Source organism: uncultured Imperialibacter sp. (assembly GCF_963974565.1).
GTDB lineage: Bacteria > Bacteroidota > Bacteroidia > Cytophagales > Cyclobacteriaceae > Imperialibacter > Imperialibacter roseus.
In genome coordinates this window covers 14,898-33,853 of sequence record NZ_CAXBCJ010000010.1, presented here as the reverse complement: position 1 = coordinate 33,853, position 18,956 = coordinate 14,898, and the positions used below count along the sequence as shown (strand labels likewise).

Genomic DNA, 18,956 nt, shown 5'->3' with positions numbered 1-18,956 from the left:
GATGAGTTCGATATACAAACCAAAGATATGGAGTACTCTTGCCTTTTTGCTGCTGCTGATTCCCTTTTTGGCCACATCCGCAGGCAATGAGATTACCCTGGAAAGTTATGTAACCACCGACACTGATGGGGATGGGCTGACGGATGATGATGAGATCAATGTATACAACACTGATCCTAACCTTGCCGACACCGATGACGATGGGTTGAATGACGGAGATGAGGTAAATCTTTACGGCTCTGACCCAACTTTGAAGGACACAGATGATGATGGGTTGGAAGATGGCGAGGAAATAAATACTTACGGTTCTGATCCTACTCTATCAGATTCCGACGGCGATGGCCTGAATGATTTTGAGGAGGTGAACACCTACGGTACCGACCCGACACTTTCAGATTCTGACGATGACGGCCTCAGTGATTATGACGAAATCAATTCCTATGGCAGTGACCCTACCCTCAAAGACTCCGATGATGACGGCCTTGAAGATGGCGATGAAGTGAACGTGTATGGTTCCGACCCGACGCTGAAGGATTCTGACGATGACGGTCTGGAGGATGGCGATGAAGTAAATACATATGGCAGTGACCCGACGCTTACCGATTCAGATGGAGACGAAATTAGTGACTATGACGAAGTCATTACATACGGTACTGATCCCACGCTTTCGGATAGCGATAATGATGGGTTAAATGATTATGAGGAACTAATCACTTATAGCACCGACCCTTTGCTATCCGATACCGATGGTGATGGCCTCAGCGACGGTGATGAAGTGAATGTTTATGGTACTGACCCACTGGTAAAGGACACTGATGAGGACAGCCTCGAAGATGGAGAAGAAGTGAACGATTATGAGTCCGATCCGAACCTGGCCGACACCGACGACGATGGCTGCGACGACGGACAGGAAGTGGCGCAGAACAGCAATATTCTGGTTGCTGACTCAGATGCGGATGGTGATGGCTACAAGAAGTGCGACGGAGATTGTGACGACAGCGACGGCACTATCAATCCAGCTACAGTTTGGTATGCCGATACCGATGGTGACGGCTATGGCACAGATACAGACACAAAAACGCAGTGTACGCAGCCCACCGGTTATGTGCGGGTAAGTGGCGACTGTAACGATACTGATGCTAACATCAAACCAACCACCGTTTGGTACCAGGACAGCGATGGCGATGGCTACGGCAATTCAGCCGTTAGCCTTACACAATGTGCTGCCCCTGCTGGGTATGTGGCGAATGCTGACGACTGTGACGATACCAAAGAAACTATCAAACCAACAACTGTTTGGTATGCCGACGCCGACGGGGATGGTTATGGAGACGAAGGTGTGACGAAGACCCAATGTGCTCAGCCAGCAGGATACATCCTAACAGCAGGTGACTGCGACGACAGTCAGGAAGCTATTAACCCGACAACTGTTTGGTACGCTGATGCCGATGGTGATGGGTTCGGATTGGAAACCGATAAAAAGACACAGTGCACAAAACCTGAGGGATATGTGCTCGTGACAGGCGATTGCGACGACACCAGGGCGGATGTTAATCCCAATACAGTGTGGTACAAAGATGCCGATGGAGATGGATTTGGTGATGCAGCTACCACGTCAAAATCATGTAGTAAGCCGGAAGGATTTGTTGCTGACGCCACAGACTGCAACGACACTGACAAGGACGTTTATCCAAGCGCTCCTGCTTTGCCTGATGGCAAGGACAACAACTGCGACGGATCAATTGATAAGTTATCCCAAACGGTTACAATTGCTGCGATAGATAATAAGACATTTGGCGATGCTGCTTTCGAAGTAACCGCCACGTCCAGCGCCGGACTGGCCGTAGCGCTTTCGGTCACCGGCCCCGCTACTATTTCGGAAAATGTGGTGACCATAACCGGGGCTGGCGAAATTATTATAGATGCAGTGCAGGCAGGAAATGATGGCTACACTGCAGCCGATGCGTCGGCCACGGTACAAGTAGCCAAGGCGAGTCAAACGATTAGCTTTACAGCGCTGCAAGATGTGAACCTGGAGGGGGGCACCCTTACCCTTGAGGCTTCGTCGTCCAGTGGGTTGCCAATCACTTTTTCTGTCGAAGGTGACGCAAGCCTTGAAGGTAATACCGTAACCCTGCTGGGTGCCGGTCCACTAACAATTTCGGCCAGCCAGCCTGGCAATGGCAATTACAACGCCGCCACCGCTGCTACCCAGTCGATTTGTGTTAACCCTGCCTTGCCAGTGATTACTGTCGCTTCTAAAGGAAAAAGCTTATCAACCGCTTTGGTAACCGGCGCTACTTACACCTGGTTCAGAGATGGACAGGAATTGCCTACCGAAGGAAATACCCTTCCCAATCAGGAGAGTGGCGTATTTAAAGTGATGGTGGATGTGGGTGGATGTACCAGTACCTCGGCGGAAGTGAATGTGACGATAACGGGTATTAACCAGGCTTATCTCAGCAATATCATCGTTTATCCTAACCCTGCGACAGAACGGATTTCGCTGAAGTCACTGGACGAAGTATTCAGTTCGGTAAAAACGGTGCAAATATCGAATGTTTCCGGAAGCATGGTAAAGGAACTACAGCTGAAGGCTAATGAGAATACAATTGAATTGGCCGAATTACCTGCTGGCATTTATTATTTGCGGGTATTCGACAGCAAAGTTCGAAAAGACTTTAGGTTCATTAAACAATAGATTTCTGCAACAACGCAAAGGCCCGGGTTCGGGCCTTTTTTTTGTTTCACAAGCAAAATGTTCTTTGTCAAACCAGCATCCCAAACAGCTCGGGCTTGTTGTTGAGCAGTTGGTAGTTGATGTTATAGGCCTTCATTCTATCGAGCAGGCTTTGGAAGTCGTTCCGATCTTTTAGCTCTATTCCGATCATGGCCGGGCCGTTTTCACGGGCTGTCTTTTTGGTGTACTCGAAAAGTATGATGTCATCATTCGGCCCCAACACATTGACAAGGAATTCTTTAAGGGCACCGGCCCGCTGTGGAAATTTCACGATAAAATAGTGCCTCAACCCTTCGTACAGCATTGACCGTTCTTTGATCTCTGCCATCCGGATGATATCGTTATTGCCACCACTGACTATGGCAACGACGGTTTTTCCTTTGATTTGACCAGCTACTAAGTCGAGTGCTGCCGTGGTTAATGCACCTGCTGGTTCCACAATGATGCCTTCGTTGTTGTAAAGCTCCAGCAGGGCGGTACACACCTTACCTTCGGGCACCAGCACCACATCGCTGAGCACTTCTTTGCAGATTTCCAGGTTAAGCTTACCCACGCTTTGCACAGCGGCGCCATCCACAAACTTGTCTATACTTTCCAGTGTCACTACTTGTCCTGCTTCCAGCGACTTTTTCATGGCCGGGGCACCCAGGGGCTCCACGCCAATGATTTTTGTCTTGGGGCTCAATGCTTTGAAATAGCTTCCCACACCGGCGGAAAGTCCGCCGCCGCCAATGGGAACGAGCAGGTAGTCGATGGGTTCGGAAATTTCGTCCAGTATTTCCACCGCCACTGTGCCCTGGCCTTCTATTACTTTTTCGTCATCAAAGGGAGGAACAAAGGTGCCGCCAGCGGCTTCACAGTCTTTAACGGCCCGGGAATTGGCGTCGTCAAACGTGTCGCCGATCAAAATTACTTCAACGAACTCTTTTCCGAACATCCGAACCCTGTCGATCTTCTGACTGGTCGTGGGAGTGGGCATGTAAATCTTGCCATGGATCTTCTGATGGAAGCACGCATAAGCAACGCCTTGTGCATGATTGCCAGCGCTGGCACAGAAGATACCGTTGGCTCTTTGCTGATCCGACAGCGAAGCAATTTTGTTGAAGGCCCCTCTTATCTTATAAGAACGAACGATGTTAAGGTCTTCCCGCTTCAGGTAAATCCTGGCACCACATTTTTCAGAAAGCTGCTGATTGAATTGCAGCGGGGTGGGAGGGACAACGTCTTTGAGCGTGATTTTGGCCTGCAGGATTTTGTCTGCGGCAACGAGGGGAGATTGTGTGGAGGACATTGGGGGAGGTAAATGCATCAAGTAATCGGTAATCAGTAATCGGTGTCACCTGATTACTGATTACCATTTACTATTTACTGTTTAGGGCGGAGCTTGCGCACCTGAGCGCCTGCCTGCCACATTTCTGAATTGTGGAGTTCAGCTAGCTCTACTTCCAGCTTCGCACGGTAGTCTGGCTGACGATTGGCCTCAATAGTAATGCGGGCTTCGTTGCCTGTTGCTACGCTTTCATACAAATCGTCGAACACAGGAGCTACGGCGTCACGGAACCTGTTTTTCCAGTCAAGTGCACCACGTTGAGCAGTCGTAGAGCAGTTGGCGTACATCCAGTCCATACCGTTTTCGGCTACCAGCTTGATAAGAGACTCAGTCAGTTCTTCCACTGTCTCATTGAAAGATTCTGATGGTGAGTGTCCTTTTTTGCGAAGCAGCGTATACTGTGCCTCCAAAATGCCAGCCAAAGCGCCCATAAGCGTGCCTCTTTCACCGGTAAGGTCGGAGAATACTTCTTTTCTGAAATCAGTTTCGAACAGGTAGCCTGATCCTACGCCAATACCAAGGGCAATAGCGTTTTCTCTTGCTTTGCCAGATGCGTTCTGATGAACAGCAAAGCTGGAGTTCAAGCCTTTTCCTTCAAGGAACAGACGGCGAAGGCTGGTGCCCGATCCTTTAGGTGCTACAAGGATCACATCAATGTCGGCGTCTGGAACAATGCCAGTCTGCTCCTTGTAAGTGATGCCGAAGCCATGAGAAAAATATAAAGTCTTGCCTTTTTTCAGATGCTTTTTCACTGTTGGCCAAAGCGCAATTTGTCCGGCATCAGAAAGTAAGAACTGAAGGATGGTGCCTTTTTCGCAGGCCTCTTCCAATTCAAATAGTGTCTTGCCAGGTACCCAGCCGTCTTTCACCGCTTTGTCCCATGTTTTCGAATCTTTACGCTGGCCAACGATAACGTTGAAACCATTGTCTCTCAGGTTGAGTGCCTGTCCAGGACCTTGTACTCCATATCCCAGTACGGCTATGGTTTCGTTTTTAAGGACTTCTCTGGCTTTTTCTAAAGGAAATTCTTCTCTGGTTACTACTTCCTCTTCTACGCCTCCAAAGTTGATCTTTGCCATTTTCTTGTGTTTTCTTATTAAAATTAGGATTTACATTATGACCGCTATTGTAACAATAGGTTGGTTTTTATTTCTTCCAATTCCTTGATAAAGGTTTCGGTTTTTCTTTTGCTCATCGAGATAGCCACACGGCCCGACCTCACAAACTCCAGAACACCATAGGGTTCCAGCTTCTTGAACAGGTCAGACGTTTCGTCTTTGTGGCCTGTTTTTTCGAGCACAATATAGTCTTCTTCTATGACAAGTATTCGTGCTCCGTTGTCTCTGACCAGTTTTTCAATTTTGTTACCTCCCATGAAAATCTTGGTGGGTACTTTGTACAGGGCAATTTCCTGATAATGCACCTGATCTTCTTCGTACAGGAATGCGCCAAGCACGTCGACCAGCTTTCTGATCTGTTTTACTACTTTCTCTGCCTGCTCCCTGGTGCTATGCACCACTATGGTGAAGCGGCTCACACCAGCTACCTCTGTCGTTGAGACGTTCAGGCTGCTGATATTGATCTTCCGGCGGGAAAATATGATGGTAATATGGTTGAGGAGTCCCGATTTGTCTTCTGTCAGGACTGACATGGTGAAGAGTCTTTCAGGATCCTGCCCGTTTTGTTCGTTATATAATGACTGTGACATAATACTGCTCTTTTACTCTAAACGAATGTTTGAAACTGAATCACCAGAAGGAACCATAGGGAACACGTTTTCTTCCTGCTCCACTACTACCTCCAGAAAGTACGGGCCATCGGTGCTCAGCATTTTGTCGATAGCAGCTGAAAGGTCGCCTCTGTCTACTACTTTTTGACATGGAATGCCATAGCCTTCAGCAATCAGCTGAAAATTAGGGTTCACCATTTCAGTAGATGAGTACCGCTTGCCATGGAACAACTGCTGCCACTGGCGCACCATGCCAAGGAAGTTGTTGTTGAGTACCACGATTTTCACGCCAATATTGTACTGGAAGATGGTGCCCAGTTCCTGGATGGTCATCTGGAAGCCCCCGTCACCAATCACGGCAATCACCGGCCTGTCTGGTTTGCCAAGCTTGGCGCCGATAGCGGCCGGAAGACAAAATCCCATGGTGCCCAATCCGCCCGATGTTACGTTGCTGTCGGTTTCGTTGAAGCCATAGTACCTGGTGGCGACCATCTGGTGCTGCCCAACGTCAGTAACCAAAATCGCCTTTCCCTTTGTTTTTTCGTTGAAAAGCCTGATTACTTCACCCATTTTCACTTCGCCGCTTGTTGGGTAAAGATCCTTTTGGATGACTTTTTCATGCTCCAATTTGTCGCATTCTTTGAATTCCGCAATCCAGCTTTTGTGCTCTGCCTTTTTGATCTTCGGAATCAATGATTTGATGGCCGCTTTTGCATCAGCATTGATGGCCACGGTGGTCTTCACATTTTTATCAATCTCTGAAGGGTCGATTTCAATATGAATCACTTTGGCTTGCCGTGCATATTTTTTCAAGTCGCCTGTTACCCGGTCGTCGAACCGCATACCGATCGCAATCAGCACATCACACTCATTGGTTTTGATGTTGGGGCCATAATTGCCATGCATGCCCAGGTATCCAACGTACTGCGGATGATCCGTAGAAAGTGCCGAAAGTCCCAGAAGAGTTGATGCAGCCGGGATATCACCTTTGATCAGGAATTCGCTAAGCGCTTCCTGTGCGTGTGAAATCAAAACACCATGGCCAACAAGGCAGAATGGCTTCTTCGCATTGTTGATGATTTCAGCGGCTTCTTCCACCTTGCTTTCATCCAATACAGGATAGGGATGATAGCTGCGGATTTTGGTGCACTTTTCGTAAGAGAAGTCCACCATCGCAAACTGTGCATCTTTGGTAATATCGATCAACACAGGGCCGGGCCTGCCAGTGTTGGCAATATAAAATGCCCGGGCAATAGCCCCCGGTATTTCCTCGGCTTTGGTTACCTGATAATTCCATTTTGTTACAGGCATAGAAATGCCAATCACATCGGTTTCCTGAAAAGCATCAGTTCCCAGCAAATGGGAAGGAACCTGACCGGTGATACAGACCATAGGGGTTGAGTCAATCTGAGCATCGGCAATGCCGGTAATCAGATTGGTAGCTCCGGGCCCGGAAGTAGCGAAACAGACACCCGTTCTGCCAGTGACCCTGGCATAACCCTGGGCGGCATGGGCAGCTCCCTGCTCATGGCGGGTCAGGTAATGGGTGAGCTTGTCTTGGTAGCCATACAAAGCATCGTAGATCGGCATAATGGCTCCTCCGGGATATCCGAAAATGGAGTCAACGCCCTCTTCGAGCAGGCACATAAGCAATGCTTCTGAACCTGATACTCTGATGGTCTTTTTGGGTTGCTTTTTTTCAACCGCTAATGTCGAGGTGTTCATACTACGTTCATTAAAGGTCTGTAACACAGCCTTGTGAGGCTGAGCTTACTGAGTTAATATATTTCTTCAATATTCCTTTCGTGGCTTTGTAAGCAGGTTTTACCCATGACTTTCTTCTCGCTGCCAACTCTTCGTCCGAAAGTTTCACTTCCAGCAGATTATTCGTTGCGTCAATGCGGATAATGTCTCCGTTTTTGATCAGTGCCAAAGGCCCGCCTTCCTGCGATTCAGGAGTGATGTGTCCCACCACAAAGCCATGAGAGCCACCTGAGAACCTACCATCGGTGATCAGCGCCACGTCTTTTCCGAGCCCGGCACCCATTACGGCACCCGTAGGTTTGAGCATCTCGGGCATGCCGGGTGCTCCTTTTGGTCCCGACTGACGAATAACGATTACCTCACCTTTTTTTACTTCTTTACCAATACCGTCGATGGCAGCAAACTCGTCTTCATAGATTCTTGCAGGTCCTTCGAAAACTTCACCTTCTTTACCGGTAATTTTTGCCACAGCGCCTTCGGGTGCCAGGTTGCCATACAAAATCTGCAGGTGCCCGGTCTTTTTAATGGGCTTATCAAAAGAATAGATAAGATCCTGTCCCGATTGAAGATCTGCTATTTCTTCCAGGTTCTCGGCAAGTGTCTTTCCTGTTACGGTCATACAGTCGCCATGGAGGTAACCTTCTCTCAAAAGTATTTTCAACACACCTGGCACGCCGCCTATCTTGTGGAGGTCTTCCATCAGGTATTTCCCACTCGGTTTCAGGTCGGCGAGGAATGGTGTCTTGTCACTGATCCTTTGGAAGTCGTCAAGTGAGAGCTCCACGTCTGCTGCTTTGGCCATGGCCAGCAGGTGAAGCACTGCATTCGTAGACCCGCCCAACACCATAACGGTGGTGATAGCATTTTCGAATGCCTTCTTTGTCATGATATCTGACGGAAGAATATTCTTTTCCATCAGGTTACGAATAGCCGCACCCACTTTTTGAATCTCGTTTACCTTTGGGTTGCCTTCGGCAGGGTTGGATGAACTATAAGGTAGGCTCATACCCATTGCCTCGATAGCCGATGCCATGGTGTTGGCTGTGTACATACCGCCACAGGCACCAGGGCCGGGAATAGAGTTTTGAATAATGCCTTTGTAGTCCTCGTCTGACATATTGCCGCCGAGACGCTGACCATAAGCCTCAAATGCTGAGACGATGTTTAAGTCTTCGCCCTTCCATTTCCCGGGGCGAACCGAGCCTCCGTAAACCATGATGCTTGGTCTGTTCAGTCGGGACATGCCCATAATGGCACCCGGCATATTTTTGTCGCAGCCTACCACCGCCACCAGAGCGTCGTAAAACTGAGCCTGGCTAACTACCTCTATCGAATCTGCTATAACATCCCGGGAGATCAGCGAGTACTTCATGCCAGTTGTTCCATTGGACATGCCGTCACTCACACCTATTGTATTGAAGATGAGCCCTACAAGGTCGGCTTCTTTTACGCTTTTCTTTACCTGGTGGGCCAGAATATTGAGGTGCATGTTGCAGGGGTTGCCCTCAAAGCCAGTGCTCACGATACCCACCTGCGCTTTTTTCAGGTCTTCCTCCGTAAGTCCAAGGGCGTAAAGCTGCGCCTGAGAGCCCGGCTGACTCGGATCCTGGGTGATTGTCTTGCTGTGTTTGTTTAATTCTTTTGACATGAGCTGAAACAATTAAAAAAGGGCCATTCTCTGTAATGAGAATGGCCCTTTTTGTGCTTAGTTTTAACGCTCCATTCTCACGACCGACATCCAACGATGACGACAATGACACGGACGTTAATGATAAGCGAGGATAACATAAATCTTTTCTTTCTGTTACTTGTGCCACAAACCTATGGCAGAAAATTTTATCTGGCAACAAAAAAGAAGAATTTTGTTTTTCGGCAGCGGGCTTAGCCCATTGTTAGTTTGGTTTTTTTCACAATATATTTCAAAATAGGAGGTGCTTAAAAGAATGAACATTATAAAATTTACATTTTCAGGAAGTTTTTTTGATAAATTATTAAAATTTGGCATTCTCATTGCCTTGATCGCTTTTATCACGTCGTGTGGTGCGGAAAGGAAGAAAAACGACAGAGACAGGTTCTTTCTGTTGGGCAATGAGGCACTGAAGGGGAACGACAATAAGGAGGCCATCCGGCTTTACACTGAAGCGCTGGCACTGGACAACGACTATGCCGATGCGTTCAATAACAGAGGCATTGCGCACATGAAAAGGGGAGACGCCGCTTCTGCCTTGCTCGATTTCAATCAGGCTATTCTCATTGATGCTGAAAACCTCTCCTATGTATGGAACAGGGCTGAGGCCTATGCCGGTGCCAACCGGTACGACAAGGCCATCAACGACATCACTGTAGTAAGAAAGGCCTTCCCTGATTCGGCCAGGGTTTATTTCTCGGAAGGAGTCATTCATTTTCAGTTCAAAGAGTACCAGCAGGCAGAAGCCGCCTTCACGGAGTCGTTGATGAGGGACAACAGCAATGGTGAGGCCTATATCAACCGGGGCACCGTCAGGTATTATTTAAACAAGCTCGATTCGGCGCAATCGGATTTGGAACAAGGGCTCCTGTCTCACTCTGAGGAGGGCAATGCGTGGAACACCCTGGCGATGGTAGCGTCAGCGAAGGGCAACAATGCCAAGGGTCTTGACCTGATTAATAAAGCTATTGACATTTCACCCAACGAGGCCTACTTTCTGAACAACCGGGGATATGTTTACTTACAGCTCGATAGTTTGGAAAAGGCGGTGGAGGATATTGACGCCAGCTTGCTGCGGGATCCGCAGAATGCGTGGGCCTATAGAAACAAGGGGATTTACCACTATAAAGTTGGTAACTATGAGGAGGCACTGAGGTTGTTGATTCGAGCTGAGTCGATAGATGGTAAAATGACTGAGTTACACTTGTGGTTGGGAAAAGCTTATTTGGCGATGGGAGAAAAAGAAAAGGCCTGTGAGGCGCTAAGCGCAGCCGGGCCAGCGCCCGAAGCCTTGAAACTGATAACTGACAACTGCTAACCAATAACTACTTCTTCAACTTCCTCACCAGCTTGTTCATGGCAATCAGGTGGCTGAACAAGACGGCAGGCACAATGAAAACAGGCAGCCAGATAAAAGGAAACTGAAGCAATCCAATATTGGGCTGGTCAAAAGAGAAAACCTGTGTTATGTAGGGAGCCGACAGCACACCTCTGATCACCACATTAAACAAAAGTCCTAAGGCCGCCAGGTTCCAGATAAAGATCACGAACCGGTGCCTGCCGACGGCTGGGTTCAGGAAGTGAGCTACGAAGGGAGCGGTGATGCCGGATAAAATATCCCAGTTACCACCCTCAAAGGTCACCATTTCAGGCACCAGCCCCTGCTTGTACAGCCACCAAAGCACAATCTCAACCGGGATCCGGATGATGTGGAGGTAGGTGAGTGTGAACAGCGGAATTCGGAAAAGAAAACGCCTGGAAGCCCCAAAAGCTATCAGCCCGATGACGGTGATCAAAGGAGGGAGAACGCCAAAAATCATTCTGGGAGGCACTTCCTCGTAAGCCTGGAAAAAACCGGAGTAGGCCAGATAGCCGGTAATCGCCAACCAAATAGCTATTGTAAAACCGGTCAACCACTGGAGCCGAATTCTTTTGGAGTGGCGGCTAAACCCAATAGCAAAAAGGAGGAACAGAAAAAGGGAAAAAGTAGTTAAAAAAAATACGATATAAATCCTTAGCGGGAGGTCGGGGTCCATTTTATCGTTTGACGTTGACAAACGAATTTAGCAAATTCCTTGTAAAGCAAAATTCTATGATAGATTATCTTTGGGTATGTGGGAATTGAATGAAGAGTTTCAGGCAAGGTTGTCGGACAGGCTGAAGGCACCTTTGCCGGGTGTCGACGCACAAATTCGGATGTCGCCCACGCCTATTAACCAGGAGAGGTTTGCCTTCAAAGAAAGACCCGATGCGAAGGCTGGAGCAGTGCTGATCCTGTTTCATCCGGGAACGGGAGGTATTCACTTTCCGCTGATTCAGCGGCCGGAATACCCCGGTGCGCATAGTGGTCAGGTGAGCTTTCCCGGCGGAAAATATGAGAAGAGCGACAGAGACCTGCTGCATACCGCACTGAGAGAAGCTGAAGAAGAAGTGGGAGCCAACCCCAGTGAAATTACGGTACTCGGCACCATGTCCGAACTTTATATCCCCGCCAGCAACTTCAAGGTGCTGCCGGTCATCGGCATCAGCTTTTCAACGCCGCAGTTTGTACCAGAGGAAAAAGAAGTAGCTCAAATATTATCAGCCGACGTAGGGAACTTGATGAAACAGGAAATTGCGGTGAAGGACATGATCGTTGGCCCCAACATAAAAATCAGGTCGCCGTTCTTTACCGTTGAAGACAGGGTAGTATGGGGAGCTACCGCCATGATGCTGGGTGAGTTGCTTCAAATTTTGGAGGATATAAGGTAGCAGAATAGTTACCTGATCAACTGGGTGATTCGGTCTGCCACCACTCTGTACTTTTCGGGATTAAGACTGGAAAGAACGTCGCTGATCATTTCTGACTCAACGACAAAAATTTTGTGTATCCTGATGTAGCTCTTCAAAGGCAAGGCTTTCGTCAGGTCAGCGTCATTGATGGGTAAGCTTAATGAATCGCTTTTTTCTTTACTGCTGATTTGCACAACCGAGACATCCCCCGTTTTATGAATTGCCTCATTTGAAATGACTAGTGCCGGGCGGGGTTTAGTTCCAATTCCGTCAGAGAATGGAAAGTCAATTCTTACAATGTCTCCTTTTCTTACGGAGATCATTTTTTCAGTAATTCATCCCACCTGTTGTCTTCTTCACTAAGCCAATCCTTGGCTAAAGATGCCTCGGAAACGGAGAGCATCCCTTTTGATGTGGGCTTTGTTTCTTTTTGTTTCACCTCTATTGAGCCCACATTTTTTAAGCTTCTAAGAAGTTTGACCAAAAACGTAGTGTCCTTGTCGGTTTTTGGAGTAATGACAATTTCGTTCATGACCTGTTCTTTTTTGTAAATAAACGAAAAAATCCAGGTAGTTGGCGCAGAACGGGAATTGGCAATGGCTTCTTTTCTGAGTTGTGTCATTGTGTGTATTTCAACATATTGCCGTCCAAAGAATTAAAAATGGAAGAAACCACCGCACCTCTTATCACCAACGACGCAGTCGTATTCGGTATACTCATTGTGATACTGGCAGCCGTATTTGGTACGGCGTCCAGCAAGCGCACTGGCTGGCAGAAGTTCTACTCCATTGTGCCTACCGTTCTCCTTTGTTATTTCATTCCATCCATACTCAATTCCATGGGCATCATATCGGGCGCTCACAGCAAGCTGTACTTTGTGGCTTCCCGTTACCTGCTTCCCGCTAGTTTAGTATTGCTCACCGTGTCGGTAGACCTCAAAGAGATCATGAAGCTGGGGCCAAAGGCGTTGATCATGTTCTTTGCAGGCACGGTTGGTATTATGCTTGGCGGGCCGCTGGCGATACTGCTATTTTCAGTTGTTGCACCTGATGTGGTGACTGGCACTCCTGGCCAGGAAGTGTGGAGAGGCATGACGGCCATAGCAGGCAGCTGGATTGGCGGTGGAGCGAACCAAACGGCCATGAGAGAAGTGTTTGGCGTGGGAGGAGAGATGTTTTCCACCATGGTGACTGTCGATATATTGATTGGCAACCTGTGGCTGGCTTTTCTGCTGTATGGAACAGGAAGAGCTGAAAAGATCGACAAGTTTCTTAAATCAGACACCTCAGCCATTGAAGAGGTAAAAAAGAAAATAGAGACTTACCGCCTCAGTATCATGCGGGTGCCCAACATGTCGGACACACTGATGATATTGGCCGTAGGTTTTGGGGTGACAGGCCTGTCTCACTTCGGTGCCGACATCATTGCGCCGTGGATAGGGGAGAACTTTCCTGGGCTGGAGGAGTACAGCCTTACTTCCGGCTTCTTCTGGATAGTGGTGATTGCCACTACACTGGGTTTGTTGCTGTCCTTCACCAAGGCACGAAATCTTGAAGGAGCCGGAGCCTCAAGGCTTGGCAGCGTCTTTCTTTACATTCTTGTAGCCACTATTGGCATGGAAATGAACCTGCTGGCCATTTTCGAAAACCCGGGACTATTTCTTGTAGGCTTTGTCTGGATATTGTTCCACATCACCATCATGCTGGTGGTCGCCAAACTGATCAAAGCGCCATTCTTCTTTGTGGCGGTGGGCAGCCAGGCCAATGTGGGTGGAGCCGCCTCAGCGCCCATTGTGGCCTCAGCGTTTAATCCCTCGCTGGCTCCGGTGGGCGTGCTGCTGGCTGTGCTGGGCTATGCGGCAGGCACTTACGGAGCGTACTTGTGTGGGCTGATGATGCAGGCGGTGGCACCCTAGGTTCTTGCCCAGTTTTATTGGCACGCAAAGGCGCTAAGTCGCAAAGGGAAGAGAAGGCTGGACGCACGGCGAAGCAGCCAACCAACTATGTGTGGGTGTTACGGCCTCGCAGCTATTTTGAGGTACATTTCTGAGCCCAGTAGACGGAGCGCTCTTCAGTAATATTAAAATAAAGGTCGTATTTTTGAATAAAAAGACCCCGGCCATGAAAAATGTAACGATACCTGTAGAAATTCCTTCTGACATTATGTTGGCGTTGAACGAATCAGAAGAGGAGTTGAAAGATCACTTTCAGGTGGCCGTGGCGATGATGCTTTTTCATGAAGGAAAGTTGACCATCGGAAAAGCTATTCAATTGTCGGGCTTAACTCGTTACGAGTTTGAAAAATCTCTCGCTAAAAGCAATTTGCCTGTCTCGAATCCAAGTATTGAGCAAGTGATGGTAGATCTTGAGACGATCAAAAAGCTGTAGCCAGTGAAAGTAGTTGTGGCAGATACCGGGGCCATCATTTCTCTTGTGCATGTTGGGCAGCTTGGTTTAATTGAAAGCATTTTTGGTGATTATTTCATTGCGGAAGCCGTGTGGCAGCAATTACAGGTCTACGACAATCCAGGCTTTGATCGCAGCGTTTTAAAGGACATTGAAAAGAGGGTTATAAAAATAAAGTCAACGAATCACCTGTCAATGGTGATGGATTTTGGAGAATCGGAGTCTGTCATTTTATACGATGAACTAAAAGCAGATTTTTTGCTCATCGGCGATAATAAGGCAAGGGCTATCGCTGAGTCGCTGAATGTAAAGTGCATTGGATCCATTGGGCTACTGATGCAGGCCAAGCTAAATGGAAGCATTGTTGAACTGCGACCAATTTTTCAAAAATGGATTTCTTCAGGGAGGTTTTTCTCAAAGAGGCTTCTGAATACGGTGCTGACTGAAATTGGAGAAAATACCCTTAGCGACGGGTGACAGCAGCAAGCTATTGTCGATGAGGAGTTGCAACGGCTAGCTCGCCAAACATATTAAAACAAATCGTGGCTATCTTGCTCTGCTCATTCCAGCCTCCCAGCCTTCTTTTGCAGCTTGTTTGGTGGCTTCCCAGTCGTATATGGATTCTATCATTAACATAGTAAGCAAGCCAACGATGAAAAACTTAATATCTCTTTTGGTGATTTTCATGGGAACAATTGGGAAAAGTGAAAACTACTTCAGTGATTGTGTTGGCACCTCTGGTTGCCCCAAAAGACCCCTTTTGAAGTTGTCCCATTGGTTGCTGCTGCTATTCAGTAGATTGAACAGCAAGATAAAAAGAGCGATTTTCAGGACTCGGTGCTTCTTCTGCATGATTGATTCTTATTGAATGTAGCCGAATATACTTCCAAAAAGTGTTGAATTCAACGCTAAAATACATTTTTTCTTACCAGACTGGAGACCGTTTCCCATTGAGGCTTCAATGGATTGCTGCGCAGGCTTCAGCGAACAACGATATTGCCTTCCACTGCGGTTCGCCGAAGCTTTCAGCGAAATAGAGAAGTCCATGAGTAAACTTGTAAGGAGAGACACCTGTTTTTTTTGCTATCTCTTTTGATGCTAGCTTCTTTTTAGTCTTTATCATCTAAAATATAAGGTGTATATAAAGAGTAGGTTGGGTATATCCGGCTATATTGTAGGCATAAACCAGGATGTTGGGTTTATATAATTGTTGTGAGGCATGAAGGAACAAACAACCGTCTTACTTTTAATTTTCTTCTCAAGCATATCTGTGTTGGGTCAGAGTACTGTCGACGGCCTGATTGGAATCTATGAATCCAAGCCAAAGGGTTTCGAGTCTTATTCTATTATGAAGCTTGATGAGCAAAATCGGTTCACCTATCACTACGGTGTTGGAGGGTGCCGAGGTGAAGTAACAGGTAACTGGCGTATTGTAGATCAAAAACTCCAATTCGAGAATGACGAACAATTTCTCAAGGACTCAATTATTGTTTATCCCGACTTGAGCTTGTCAACTTGGACGGTGAAGAGAATTGGAATCCAGCCAAATGGCGGAGTAGATTCAGGCTGTCTAGTCGAAGATAGATTGCATATAAAGACGACCGTAATCCCGGCTCATGACTATACGGTTTCTATAATCCAACTCCTCTCAAATCCGGAAAAGTACCATAATAGAAGAGTTCAAGTAGTTGGCTATCTGAATCTTGAATTTGAAGGAAGCGCAATTTATCTCCATAAAGAAGATTTCAAACGAAGCATCCTGGAGAATTCGTTTTGGGTATCCTTCTCTGACATCATTTCAGTGGATGAACTGAAAAAAATGAACAATGGATACGTACTTATTGCTGGAACATTCGATATGGAAAGCTACGGGCACATGGGAGCTTTTGGCGGTGAAATAAAGGACATCGACAGAATTTTTAAATGGGGCAAATAAAGCCTCACAACACAAACCTATCATGCATGGGGGGCTCGGTGGTAAGGCAACGGCAGTTCGCTTGGATTGTCCGCCACATATTTTAATTTTATCATCGGCGTGGCTAAGTGCAGGTGGGCAGCGAAGTGCATAAAACAACCCCACGCACGATAGCTAGGCGTTAGAGTGAATGCTGGACGGAAATAACTGGACGCATCTTGACGGACATCGGACATTTCTGCAACTGGATAATGAATCTGTTTGGACTGGATTAACTACATAATTGATAACCCCCTAGAATCAGCTGTCGGTTTGACGGTAGTTGTCTTGATGTTCTATAATCTTAGAGTCATCGGAGCCGCAACAAGATGGCTGTTTTTGTCCAGACATTCGACATTTAACCAACTGCTGCACGACAACCGACTATCCTACCTGAACTACCAAATTGGTGCGCTTGTGATTGCTTTGGTGGTTATTCTGTTCAAAAACGTGGTCGAACCGTGGTGGATGGGAGCACTCTAACACAGCGGTAAAATGAATGTGGGCTTCACAGGTTGGCAAAGGTCAGTTGGCTTGGAATGTCCGCCACAAATTATAATTTTATCATCGGCGTGGCTAAGATGTAGTGGAAGCGGAGCTGCATAAAACTCCCACACTCATTTTACCGAGGCGTTATGTGGCATTGCTAGCCGTACCTTGAGATCAGTCTTAACGATATTAATCCTGGTTGCTTTTTTCATTGAAGCCCCTGCTCAAAAATTCGAGCTAGACACCAGCTACCTTCCAGTTCAAAAGTTTCAACACAAGCTTTTCGACCGTGACATCACGGACTCCCTAGATATCTACTTCAAGACCTTATATCTGAAAGCGTTTGATGAGCCTCCACTATTTTGCTGCGGAACAGACAGCACCATTCGGATACTTACCATCCCTTCCTTCAGTCCGCCGACGTTAGCGAAAATTCAGAGACAAAATTCTGAATTTGTCGTGGTAGCCAAGATTGGAAACAAGGTCGGACTGGATAACTCGTACTATGATCCAAGTAAACTCCGAAAGAGAGAACTGGCACAGTTTAATGATTTAATGGACAGGTTTAACTCTGGTGATTTTACCATGACTTCTTCGGATTCAGCTGTTTATCATAAGGCATTAGTTATAGAGGATGAGCCTTTTGATTACTCAGTCATAAAGAAAGTAATATCGGTTACTGACTGGAGGTCAATGTTTGAACTTGTAGATAAAGCCTTTTACGAGAGACCAACCAATAGAGATCAGAATACAATTGTTGAGGATGGATATGGTCGCATGACAGAAGTCTGGACAAGCTTTGGTTACCATGTGCTATCGAGATCATCTGCAACTCCAGAGGAATCGGCAGTGCTCGAATTGATCCATCGAATCGAAAAGCAGATTGAATAAAGCCACATAACACAAAGACATCATGGGGCTTCACCTGTAAGGAAATGGCGGTTGGTATTGCAGTCCCCGCCACAAAGTATAATTTTATCATCGGCGTGGCTAAGTACGGACGGCAGCGGTAACTCTGGATCAAGCGGAAAATCTGGGGGGATTGCCCTTTAAACCCAATATCCCAAGTGGTCATAAAAAAGCAAAAGGTTCAAGCCTGTCCGACTGGAGAAGCCCGGCCGGGCGAGACGCATTGAACCAGTTTTGCTTTTTTATTTAGCCACAAACGAAACATTCGATCCCCCAGAAATACATATTGATCCGTAACTCTTACCAATCCCCACGCTGCATTTGCGTTGAACTCCGTTACGGGTGTGCACTCACCCACTCCTCACCCCCCTCAAAAATCTCCTTTTTCCAGATGGGTACGGTTTGTTTCAGGGTGTCGATAATGAATTCGCAGGCTTCGAAGGACGCCTTGCGGTGAGGGGTGGAAACGGCAATCACTACGGCTGCCTCGCCAATCTCCAAATGCCCTTTGCGATGCACCACCACCGCTTTGATCACGGGCCATTTGGCTTTGGCCTGGTCCACAATCTTCTGGATTTCTTTTTCAGCCATGGGGTCGTAGGCTTCGAAGTCGAGGGACAGCACCTGCTTTTCCTGGGTTTTGTTGCGCACCGTGCCAATGAATACGTTCACCGCACCGGCGCCTTCTGCCTGGGCTGCCTCAATGGCTTCGTGGATGTCGATGGGTTGGTCTGTAAGTTTGATCATAGTTGAGGAAGTTGGGAGACGGAAGACGGAAGACGGAAGACCGAAGACCGAAGACCGGAGACAGGAGACCGGAGGTGGAAGTAGCCAGCAATTTCAAAATCTTCAAATCCGCCATTCTTAAATCTTTAAATCAACAAATTCTCCAAATCATCAGTTGCTCATCCTCCGCTTACCGGTGGCACGAGCACTATCGTATCAGCCGGGCTGAGTACTTCTTCCTTTTCTGCATACTCTTCATTCAGCGCTACCGCCAGCGACGTCAGCTTTTGAAACGCCGGGTACTCTTTGTTCAGTAGGGCCAGCAAATCAGCTACCGTTGCTCCATCGTTCATGCTCAGCATGGTCTTCCTGTCGCCAAGTATATCCTTCGCTATGCCAAATGCCTGAATCGTTAACTCCATACGGTAAAGTAAATCAATTTGCCACCTCT

General features: G+C 47.4%; 20 protein-coding genes. 9 read left to right on the top strand and 11 right to left on the bottom strand.

What is annotated here, in order from left to right; all coding sequences use genetic code 11:
* The first annotated feature begins 1 nt into the window (after position 1).
* On the top strand, positions 2-2,701 hold the full coding sequence (locus tag AAC052_RS15280) for a T9SS type A sorting domain-containing protein (protein ID WP_339814319.1): 2,700 nt from the start codon (positions 2-4) through the stop codon (positions 2,699-2,701).
* Between the two features lie 67 nt (positions 2,702-2,768).
* On the opposite strand, the gene ilvA is transcribed toward AAC052_RS15280, so the two are convergent.
* The 5 genes from ilvA to ilvD form a co-directional block, all read right to left on the bottom strand.
* Positions 2,769-4,031, bottom strand: coding sequence for a threonine ammonia-lyase (gene ilvA, locus AAC052_RS15275; RefSeq protein ID WP_339814317.1), 1,263 nt, complete (start codon positions 4,029-4,031; stop codon positions 2,769-2,771).
* Positions 4,032-4,105: 74 nt separating this feature from the next.
* Positions 4,106-5,149 carry a ketol-acid reductoisomerase gene (ilvC, locus tag AAC052_RS15270; protein WP_317487357.1) on the bottom strand — a complete coding sequence of 348 codons (1,044 nt, stop codon included), beginning with the start codon at positions 5,147-5,149 and terminating at the stop codon, positions 4,106-4,108.
* A 44-nt stretch (positions 5,150-5,193) separates the two neighbouring features.
* A complete protein-coding gene (gene ilvN, locus AAC052_RS15265) occupies positions 5,194-5,778 on the bottom strand; it encodes an acetolactate synthase small subunit (RefSeq protein ID WP_151998407.1) in 585 nt (194 codons plus the stop codon).
* A gap of 12 nt (positions 5,779-5,790) precedes the next feature.
* On the bottom strand, positions 5,791-7,524 hold the full coding sequence (gene ilvB, locus AAC052_RS15260; protein WP_317487356.1) for a biosynthetic-type acetolactate synthase large subunit: 1,734 nt from the start codon (positions 7,522-7,524) through the stop codon (positions 5,791-5,793).
* 10 nt (positions 7,525-7,534) lie between these two features.
* Complete coding sequence (gene ilvD, locus AAC052_RS15255) at positions 7,535-9,211, bottom strand: dihydroxy-acid dehydratase (RefSeq protein WP_339814315.1); 1,677 nt, start codon at positions 9,209-9,211, stop codon at positions 7,535-7,537.
* Positions 9,212-9,506: 295 nt separating this feature from the next.
* On the opposite strand from ilvD, the gene AAC052_RS15250 reads away from it, so the two are divergent.
* Entirely contained in the window at positions 9,507-10,568 is a 1,062-nt protein-coding gene (locus AAC052_RS15250) for a tetratricopeptide repeat protein (protein ID WP_339814313.1), read from the top strand.
* A 7-nt stretch (positions 10,569-10,575) separates the two neighbouring features.
* Here AAC052_RS15250 and AAC052_RS15245 read toward each other — a convergent pair whose 3' ends face one another.
* Positions 10,576-11,286: a hypothetical protein gene (locus AAC052_RS15245; RefSeq protein WP_339814312.1), complete on the bottom strand. Its 711-nt coding sequence runs from the start codon at positions 11,284-11,286 to the stop codon at positions 10,576-10,578.
* A gap of 76 nt (positions 11,287-11,362) precedes the next feature.
* Here AAC052_RS15245 and AAC052_RS15240 point away from each other — a divergent pair, with 76 nt between their 5' ends.
* Complete coding sequence (locus AAC052_RS15240) at positions 11,363-12,001, top strand: CoA pyrophosphatase (protein WP_339814307.1); 639 nt, start codon at positions 11,363-11,365, stop codon at positions 11,999-12,001.
* 8 nt (positions 12,002-12,009) lie between these two features.
* Here AAC052_RS15240 and AAC052_RS15235 read toward each other — a convergent pair whose 3' ends face one another.
* Both AAC052_RS15235 and AAC052_RS15230 read right to left on the bottom strand, forming a co-directional pair.
* Positions 12,010-12,345: a type II toxin-antitoxin system PemK/MazF family toxin gene (locus AAC052_RS15235; protein ID WP_339814304.1), complete on the bottom strand. Its 336-nt coding sequence runs from the start codon at positions 12,343-12,345 to the stop codon at positions 12,010-12,012.
* Positions 12,342-12,644, bottom strand: a complete 303-nt coding sequence (locus tag AAC052_RS15230; RefSeq protein WP_317487350.1) for a hypothetical protein — start codon at positions 12,642-12,644, stop codon at positions 12,342-12,344. Before AAC052_RS15230 ends, AAC052_RS15235 begins: the two co-directional genes overlap by 4 nt.
* 39 nt (positions 12,645-12,683) lie before the next feature.
* Between AAC052_RS15230 and AAC052_RS15225 the strand changes: the two genes are divergently transcribed.
* From AAC052_RS15225 to AAC052_RS15215, 3 genes are all read left to right on the top strand, one after another.
* Positions 12,684-13,937, top strand: coding sequence for a DUF819 family protein (locus AAC052_RS15225; protein WP_339814302.1), 1,254 nt, complete (start codon positions 12,684-12,686; stop codon positions 13,935-13,937).
* A 205-nt stretch (positions 13,938-14,142) separates the two neighbouring features.
* On the top strand, positions 14,143-14,409 hold the full coding sequence (locus tag AAC052_RS15220; protein ID WP_339814301.1) for a UPF0175 family protein: 267 nt from the start codon (positions 14,143-14,145) through the stop codon (positions 14,407-14,409).
* A 3-nt stretch (positions 14,410-14,412) separates the two neighbouring features.
* Complete coding sequence (locus AAC052_RS15215; protein ID WP_339814300.1) at positions 14,413-14,904, top strand: DUF3368 domain-containing protein; 492 nt, start codon at positions 14,413-14,415, stop codon at positions 14,902-14,904.
* A 69-nt stretch (positions 14,905-14,973) separates the two neighbouring features.
* On the opposite strand, the gene AAC052_RS15210 is transcribed toward AAC052_RS15215, so the two are convergent.
* The gene (locus tag AAC052_RS15210) at positions 14,974-15,114 is read right to left on the bottom strand and encodes a hypothetical protein (protein WP_339814298.1); all 141 of its coding nucleotides are present in this window, start codon (positions 15,112-15,114) and stop codon (positions 14,974-14,976) included.
* 532 nt (positions 15,115-15,646) lie between these two features.
* On the opposite strand from AAC052_RS15210, the gene AAC052_RS15205 reads away from it, so the two are divergent.
* From AAC052_RS15205 to AAC052_RS15195, 3 genes are all read left to right on the top strand, one after another.
* Positions 15,647-16,363, top strand: a complete 717-nt coding sequence (locus AAC052_RS15205; protein WP_339814296.1) for a hypothetical protein — start codon at positions 15,647-15,649, stop codon at positions 16,361-16,363.
* Positions 16,364-16,720: 357 nt separating this feature from the next.
* Positions 16,721-16,864, top strand: a complete 144-nt coding sequence (locus AAC052_RS15200; RefSeq protein WP_339814294.1) for a hypothetical protein — start codon at positions 16,721-16,723, stop codon at positions 16,862-16,864.
* Positions 16,865-17,038: 174 nt separating this feature from the next.
* The gene (locus tag AAC052_RS15195) at positions 17,039-17,761 is read left to right on the top strand and encodes a hypothetical protein (protein ID WP_339814292.1); all 723 of its coding nucleotides are present in this window, start codon (positions 17,039-17,041) and stop codon (positions 17,759-17,761) included.
* A 354-nt stretch (positions 17,762-18,115) separates the two neighbouring features.
* On the opposite strand, the gene AAC052_RS15190 is transcribed toward AAC052_RS15195, so the two are convergent.
* Entirely contained in the window at positions 18,116-18,526 is a 411-nt protein-coding gene (locus AAC052_RS15190; protein ID WP_339814289.1) for a molybdenum cofactor biosynthesis protein MoaE, read from the bottom strand.
* Between the two features lie 158 nt (positions 18,527-18,684).
* Positions 18,685-18,927, bottom strand: coding sequence for a MoaD/ThiS family protein (locus tag AAC052_RS15185; RefSeq protein ID WP_339814287.1), 243 nt, complete (start codon positions 18,925-18,927; stop codon positions 18,685-18,687).
* Between the last annotated feature and the right edge of the window lie 29 nt (positions 18,928-18,956).